The 6,157-nt window shown below is 40.9% G+C and carries 7 protein-coding genes and 2 pseudogenes; 7 read left to right on the forward strand and 2 right to left on the reverse strand.

Features of this window, described 5'->3' with window-relative positions:
- Window positions 1-272 (forward strand): annotated as a pseudogene (locus FTU75_RS17840) (hypothetical protein); the annotation flags it as partial.
- Window positions 273-295: 23 nt separating this feature from the next.
- On the opposite strand, the gene FTU75_RS17845 reads toward FTU75_RS17840, so the two are convergent.
- Together FTU75_RS17845 and FTU75_RS17850 are read right to left on the reverse strand one after the other, a co-directional pair.
- Complete coding sequence (locus tag FTU75_RS17845; RefSeq protein WP_180036266.1) at window positions 296-1,102, reverse strand: hypothetical protein; 807 nt, start codon at window positions 1,100-1,102, stop codon at window positions 296-298.
- Window positions 1,102-1,515 carry a hypothetical protein gene (locus FTU75_RS17850; RefSeq protein ID WP_180036265.1) on the reverse strand — a complete coding sequence of 138 codons (414 nt, stop codon included), beginning with the start codon at window positions 1,513-1,515 and terminating at the stop codon, window positions 1,102-1,104. The genes FTU75_RS17845 and FTU75_RS17850 overlap by 1 nt, the downstream gene beginning before the upstream one ends.
- A gap of 252 nt (window positions 1,516-1,767) precedes the next feature.
- Here FTU75_RS17850 and FTU75_RS18560 point away from each other — a divergent pair, with 252 nt between their 5' ends.
- The 6 genes and pseudogenes from FTU75_RS18560 to FTU75_RS18745 form a co-directional block, all read left to right on the forward strand.
- Window positions 1,768-1,899 (forward strand): hypothetical protein, encoded by a 132-nt coding sequence (locus FTU75_RS18560; RefSeq protein WP_005098021.1) that lies wholly within the window; start codon window positions 1,768-1,770, stop codon window positions 1,897-1,899.
- A gap of 77 nt (window positions 1,900-1,976) precedes the next feature.
- Window positions 1,977-3,302: a ribosome rescue GTPase HflX gene (gene hflX / locus FTU75_RS17855; RefSeq protein ID WP_180036269.1), complete on the forward strand. Its 1,326-nt coding sequence runs from the start codon at window positions 1,977-1,979 to the stop codon at window positions 3,300-3,302.
- A 1,181-nt stretch (window positions 3,303-4,483) separates the two neighbouring features.
- On the forward strand, window positions 4,484-4,828 hold the full coding sequence (locus tag FTU75_RS17860; RefSeq protein WP_180036268.1) for a MobC family plasmid mobilization relaxosome protein: 345 nt from the start codon (window positions 4,484-4,486) through the stop codon (window positions 4,826-4,828).
- A 97-nt stretch (window positions 4,829-4,925) separates the two neighbouring features.
- Window positions 4,926-5,126 (forward strand): annotated as a pseudogene (locus tag FTU75_RS18735) (hypothetical protein); the annotation flags it as partial.
- Window positions 5,127-5,496: 370 nt separating this feature from the next.
- Window positions 5,497-5,955, forward strand: coding sequence for an MbeB family mobilization protein (locus FTU75_RS18740; protein WP_373685885.1), 459 nt, complete (start codon window positions 5,497-5,499; stop codon window positions 5,953-5,955).
- Window positions 5,956-5,958: 3 nt separating this feature from the next.
- On the forward strand, window positions 5,959-6,157 hold a 199-nt coding region (locus FTU75_RS18745), incomplete at its 3' end, for an MbeD/MobD family mobilization/exclusion protein (protein ID WP_373685886.1).

A 6,157-nucleotide genomic window follows, 5' to 3' on the forward strand; every position in this document is an offset into this window, starting at 1 on the left:
GATTTACTCAAGATGTTCGAGAGTACCAAGCAAGACAATCAGAGCGTCAGGGAAGCATTCAAGAAGCTTTTAGAGAGTATCAGCGAAACAGACCAGACCCGAAACGAGAGCTTGAACAAATTAGCTCGGCAAGTAAGCAACTTGAGCTTTCAAGTGCAAGACTTCAAGATGCAAAACAAAGCCTTGATCGAGCAATTACAGGCATTAGAAATGCAAGTCAGAAGCTTGAAAAAGTAAATACACCAAAACGTAGCTATGGACTAAGATATTAAAGAAAATACTTTCTAATAAAGATCTATTTGTTTTGTACAGAAACATCAATGTGCTGTGCTTTTTGTATGGCACTAGCTTCAGATAAGTTTTTTGTAGACATTGAAAATAGTCTGTTACCGCTTATCCAGCTAATATTATAAATATTTCCGTTATCAACTTTTTCTATAGTTGCAGGCGAATTATTTATATAAGTATTAATATTTTCTTTAAAGAAATCGACCTTATTAGAAGATTTACTAAGTGCTATTTCATTCAATTCAATACTTGAATTGGCAGATTCATATGCCCTAAAAATAGAATTGTATCCCTTACCTTCTGTGTATGATCCTGAATAATCGCCACCAATTAATTTTGAGTCAGAGAAGATTTCATCTATTTTTGTAGGCTCAAAATTTAGTTTTTTCTCTAAGCTTTCATAGCCACCAATTTCATCTAAACGATCTTTATAATAATTTGTATTCTTGAATTCGTGAGTGATTTGTCCTTTTGAAAAACTACCATGTAGCCTTAAATTATTAGATTTCTCTAATAGTTCTTTTTTTATTTCATCAGGTAAATCTGAACTAGCAATATCTATATATTTGATATATTCACTATCTACTAATAAGGGCTTATTCTTTTGACTAAGCACGGTCTTATTATCTATAGATTTCAATGTGGTTTTCCCATCTTTATTTATTTCAATTACAGAGGATGAGTTTTGAGGAGGTTCATAAATCGAGTTATCAGACATTTCTTTTGTAGGAAACCCATGGAACCCCCACATAATCAGAAAAAGAATAACAATAACTAAAAATATTCCTAATATGATTTTAATAAATTTTTTCATTACCACTCAGTTATATTACAGCCAGTTGCGAAGGTATTACTTTGAATGTATTGGCCTGAATCTAAAATTTCTTGATGATTTCCAGTAACAGTCCATCCTAAATTACTTGAATCAGGTTGGCCCGCATAGGCTCTCCAAGTAGAGGTATAGTTAAAAGAAGTAGCAGAAGGATAAAATAGATTTCGAGTAATATTCGGATAACGTGTCTGTTGACTACTAACCCGTAATCTATGAGAAGCAAAAAGACGGTCGTAGCTTAAAGATTCATTGTGATAGCCTACTCCTGGTAGCCCTAGCCATTGAGGTAAAGGAGCATAACAGTTAGCTCGACTTATATTGACTGCGGGTTGAGAAGCCGCATAACAAGTATAGCTAATTGAAGCTAAAAAAATGCTAATTAGTAATTTATTCATTATTATCAGTCACTCTTATATAATTATTAATAAAATATCTTGAGATTGTACAGTTGGGTTCATAAAAACGTCACTAAATCCTAAGCTAGATACAGGGAATATCCACGAATTAAACTCATTCTATACTGTTCATTCGCAACATGCATTGATAATAAAAACCGACCAATAAGATCTATATCTTCAATTTTAATTGGATTAATGAATCATTTATAATAAAAACATCGGAATATTGGATCAAAAAGGATCGCTGCCATGCCAGATCAAACCCAGCCTGCGAATGAAAAGCTTCAGCCTTTACAAGTGCTCAAATATATTTTGGGTGGTACCTGTATCTATGCCGCTGTACTGGTAACACTTGCACAACTGTTTGTCACCGCACTTTAAACCAAAGCCGCGCTAATTCAGTATCTGCCTCGCTCTTTTTCAACTACACTAAAGCTTTCAAGTGGAGATTGGCCTGAGTGGAATATTTAGAACAACATCGGGGGAAAGAACGCGTCATTCTGGTGAGTGTCAGCGTACAAATGCTGGATGACCTTGATGCTGAAGAGTTTAATCTGCTGGCGCAATCTGCAGATGCCGAAATTCTGGAACATATTCATGCTCAACGCGTCAAACCGGATGCCAAATTTTTTATCGGGTCAGGCAAAGCAGAAGAAATCGCCGAATGCGTAGAAGAACTGGACGCCAATCTGGTCATTGTTGATCATGCCCTGACACCGGCCCAGGCCCGCAATCTGGAACAGGTCATCAAGTGCCGTGTGGTCGATCGTACCGAACTGATTTTAGATATTTTCGCCCAGCGTGCCCGTACCTATGAAGGCAAGCTGCAAGTCGAACTGGCACAACTGCAACATTTATCATCCCGCTTAATTCGTAGCCGTGGCAATCTCGACAGTCAAAAAGGCGGCATCGGCTTGCGTGGCCCGGGTGAAACCCTGCTGGAAACAGACCGCCGCTTGCTGCGTATCCGCATGGGACAACTGAAAGCCAAAATTGATAAAGTCCGCCAGACCCGGATGCAAGGCCGTGTGGCACGGCAAAAAGCGGCTGTCCCGACAGTGTCCTTGGTCGGTTACACCAATGCCGGCAAGTCAACCCTGTTTAATTTACTGGCCAATAGCGATGTCTACGCAGCCGATCAGCTGTTTGCCACCCTAGACCCCACATTACGACGTCTGGAATGGGATGGCATCGGCAATCTGGTACTGGCAGATACGGTGGGTTTTGTCCGTAATCTTTCTCACTCTCTGGTCGAATCCTTTAAAGCGACCCTGGAAGAAACCGTAGAAGCGACCTTGTTGCTGCATGTCATCGATTCAAGTAGTCCAGAAATGCTGGAACAGATTGAAGCGGTTGAAAAAGTCCTGAAAGAAATTGGTGCCGATGTTCCGATCCTGCAGGTTTACAATAAAATTGACTGTAGCGGTGACGAGGCTAAAATTATTTATCGACGTCCGGGTGAGCCAGAACGTGTCTATGTTTCAGCACATAGTGGCGAAGGGATCGACCTGCTGCGCAAAGCAGTGCATGAAGCCCTGATGGGACAACTGCAATCCTTTGAACTGACGCTAAAACCGGCCTATGGCAAGCTGCGCAACCAGCTTTATGGTTTGAATGTGATCCAGTCAGAACATTATGATGATGAAGGTCAGCTGCATTTGCATATCCGGATTGCACCACAAAAACTGGAACAGTTAATTAAACAGGCGCATTTACCCTTAGATGAAATCCTGGGAAAACAGGCACAGCAGTTTCTCTTGAGATTAAAAAACAAACAAATTTAATGTGTAACATGAAATATCTTTAAATATTAAAGAAAAACCCCTCTAAGTCTTGCAACTTAGAGGGGTTTTCATTTAAATTCGAGGGGTACAGTTATTTGATGTTCCTAGCATCATTTAACGAATGATCGGCAGAGTTGGCACTCGTACTGATATTCACCTTACGGCTTATGTACCAGTTCTTATTTTAAAGAAATACTACTGTTAAACAAGCCCCAAATTTGAAACTTTCGTTAAATTTGATTTCTAAACCATCAGATAAGCACCAATAGGTCGAGCTTTGTCTACTTCTGTACGCCCATTTTTTGAATAGACACGTATAACGTGTGGTAGGAATAAGTGTCACTGGCGTTATATGGCTATAGTCGAAAGGCTAAACCGCTTACAGGGGGACTTCACATAGGCGGAGCGTTGGGAGTAGTTGTATAGGTCAGTTAAGTTGCATGTTGGGGAAACCCTCGTAGAGATACTGCCATACTTCGACAGGGAGCGCGTGGAGCGAGGTGCAAGACTTCGAGTCCTTGTCTGCATAGTCAGCAAAGCTATGTGCGGATACGACCGATATACGTGGCTCCGAAGCCAAATATATACAGGTAAATCGGCAATACTTAAGGGATGTGTCATTTTTTTAAATGACCGCCCTTAGGGTGAGTATTGCCGAAACTCTCTCAACCGTTCACCAAAGCCAAAGGGCTTGCCCGACGCTTTGGGAGCGAGTTGAGAAGTTGAGAGCATTTGCTTTTTATATATTAAGAATAATTATTTAAAAAAAATTATTACTGAAAGGAGTTAACAACGGTTGTGGGCAAAGACTTTTCCTGTGCATCAAACCTGTGTGTAACTCAACGTATAAATCTGTGATTTATGCGGAGTTATGCATAGTGTTTGTGCATAGATCAGAAAAGGCGGTCGCTTGCGATTGTCCATAATCTTGTAACGACTTATCCAATACCGACCTAATCACAGATAGCCTTTGATCACATGCAGCCAATATTCTAGCGAATCTTGTCGGCCTGTAATCAACATGCTATTGTGATTAGAAGCCAGCATACACAAAGGGGACTTTGTCCCTTTTGTGCTACTGGGATCAGGGGCTTCACCCCCGACACCCCCGAAAACCGCCCAAAGAGAAAAATCATAGATTTTTTCTTTGTCCGGTTACAAACCGAGGATCTGATTTAGGCATGACCAAAAAAGAAATAGTCAAAAGACAAAAGGAAATCAAAATCCGTTTAACGGATGAAGAACATCAAGCCCTTTTAGACCGATGTACTACAGCTAGCCTTGCGAGTTGGATGCGTGAAACTTGTTTAAGTGAAAAACGTACCAAGCAAAGCAAAGTCATTAAAGTAGACCCAAAATTATTAAGACAGCTTGCAGGCATTGGAAATAACCTAAATCAGATAGCTAGATTGGTTAATCAGCAAAGTAAAACAAGTTCAGCAATAGACCGTATAGCAATAATCACAGCTTTATCAGGTATAGAGCGAGAGCTTCAGAGATTGCACAATGATCATAAAAATACATAGTCGTGGTGCAGGTTCGGGGCGTGGTCCCGTGGATTATTTACTTGGTAAAGACCGAGATCGGGAAGATGCAAGGCTAGACCGTGGCGACCCTGAACAAATGATTCAATTGATTGATAGCACTAACTTTGCTCAAAAATATACATCGGGTGTTTTATCGTTTGCAGAACGTGATTTAGACGAACACCAAAAGCAACAGATCATGGATAGTTTTGAACGTGTATTGATGCCAGGTATAGATAAAGATCAATACTCAATTTTATGGGTACAGCACCAAGATAAAGACCGCCTAGAGCTTAATTTCGTTGTAGCAAATGTGGAGCTTCAAAGCGGTAAACGCCTACAGCCTTACTACGACAAAGCAGATCGTCCACGTTTAAACGCATGGAAAGACCTCGTAAATGATCATTACAAGCTACATGACCCTAATGACCCTCTAAATAAGCGTGAGTTATGCACTCCTAATGCTTTGCCAAAGCATAAGCAAAAAGCCTCAGAAGTCATCACAGATGGACTTTTAAGTGTTGCTGAAAGTGGACGTATCCAAAGCCGTGATGATGTGATTAAAACGCTTGAATCCGCAGGCTTTGAGATTGCTAGGACTACACCAAAAACAATCAGCATTAAAGACCCTGATGGGGGTAAAAATATTCGTCTTAAAGGAATGATCTATGAGCAAGATTTTAGATTTGGCAAAGAACTTCGAGCAGACATCGAGCGAGCAAGCGAAAAATACAGAGCAAGTCGTAGCGACAGAGTTCAAGAAGCACGAGCAACGCTTGAAAGACTTGTTGCAAGAAAACGAGAGAGCAATGAACTGCGCTATCCAAGAGCAGAACAGACGGTTACTCCCGACTATGTTAAAAACTTGGAGTATCGTAGCCATAGCCGTGATCACAGCCATTTTAGTGATGTGGGGCATCCTAGCCTATCAGAGCCACAAAATAGGCAAGAACGCAGAGATAATCGCCCAACAGAACCTAGCTATACAGGACTTAGCGAACAAGGGGGGCAATATCAAGCTGAAAGACTGCATAGACAACAAAGATCGCAAACGCTTATGCGTTTTAGTGAACAAGGACGCACCGACTTGGCAGAATGGCAGCCTAATGGTTCCGATGGGGTATTAATTAATGACCGAATTAGAAAAGCACTTACTCGAAGCCTTGGAACAAGCACAGGCGCAACAACAGCAGAGGGAAGCCGATTTACTCAAGATGTTCGAGAGTACCAAGCAAGACAATCAGAGCGTCAGGGAAGCATTCAAGAAGCTTTTAGAGAGTATCAGCGAAACAGACCAGACCCGAAACGAGAGCTTGAACAAATTAGCTC

The sequence above is a fragment of the Acinetobacter sp. YH12140 genome (assembly GCF_013418475.1).
In the GTDB taxonomy this organism is placed as follows: Bacteria; Pseudomonadota; Gammaproteobacteria; order Pseudomonadales; family Moraxellaceae; genus Acinetobacter; species Acinetobacter amyesii.

What these genes read in the sequence shown, in the direction of transcription:
- FTU75_RS17860 (WP_180036268.1), top strand. Translation starts at nt 4,484, where the DNA reads ATGACCAAAAAAGAAATAGTCAAAAGACAAAAGGAAATCAAAATCCGT.
- FTU75_RS17845 (WP_180036266.1), bottom strand. Translation starts at nt 1,102, where the DNA reads ATGAAAAAATTTATTAAAATCATATTAGGAATATTTTTAGTTATTGTT.
- FTU75_RS18740 (WP_373685885.1), top strand. Translation starts at nt 5,497, where the DNA reads ATGAGCAAGATTTTAGATTTGGCAAAGAACTTCGAGCAGACATCGAGC.
- FTU75_RS18560 (WP_005098021.1), top strand. Translation starts at nt 1,768, where the DNA reads ATGCCAGATCAAACCCAGCCTGCGAATGAAAAGCTTCAGCCTTTACAA.
- FTU75_RS17850 (WP_180036265.1), bottom strand. Translation starts at nt 1,515, where the DNA reads ATGAATAAATTACTAATTAGCATTTTTTTAGCTTCAATTAGCTATACT.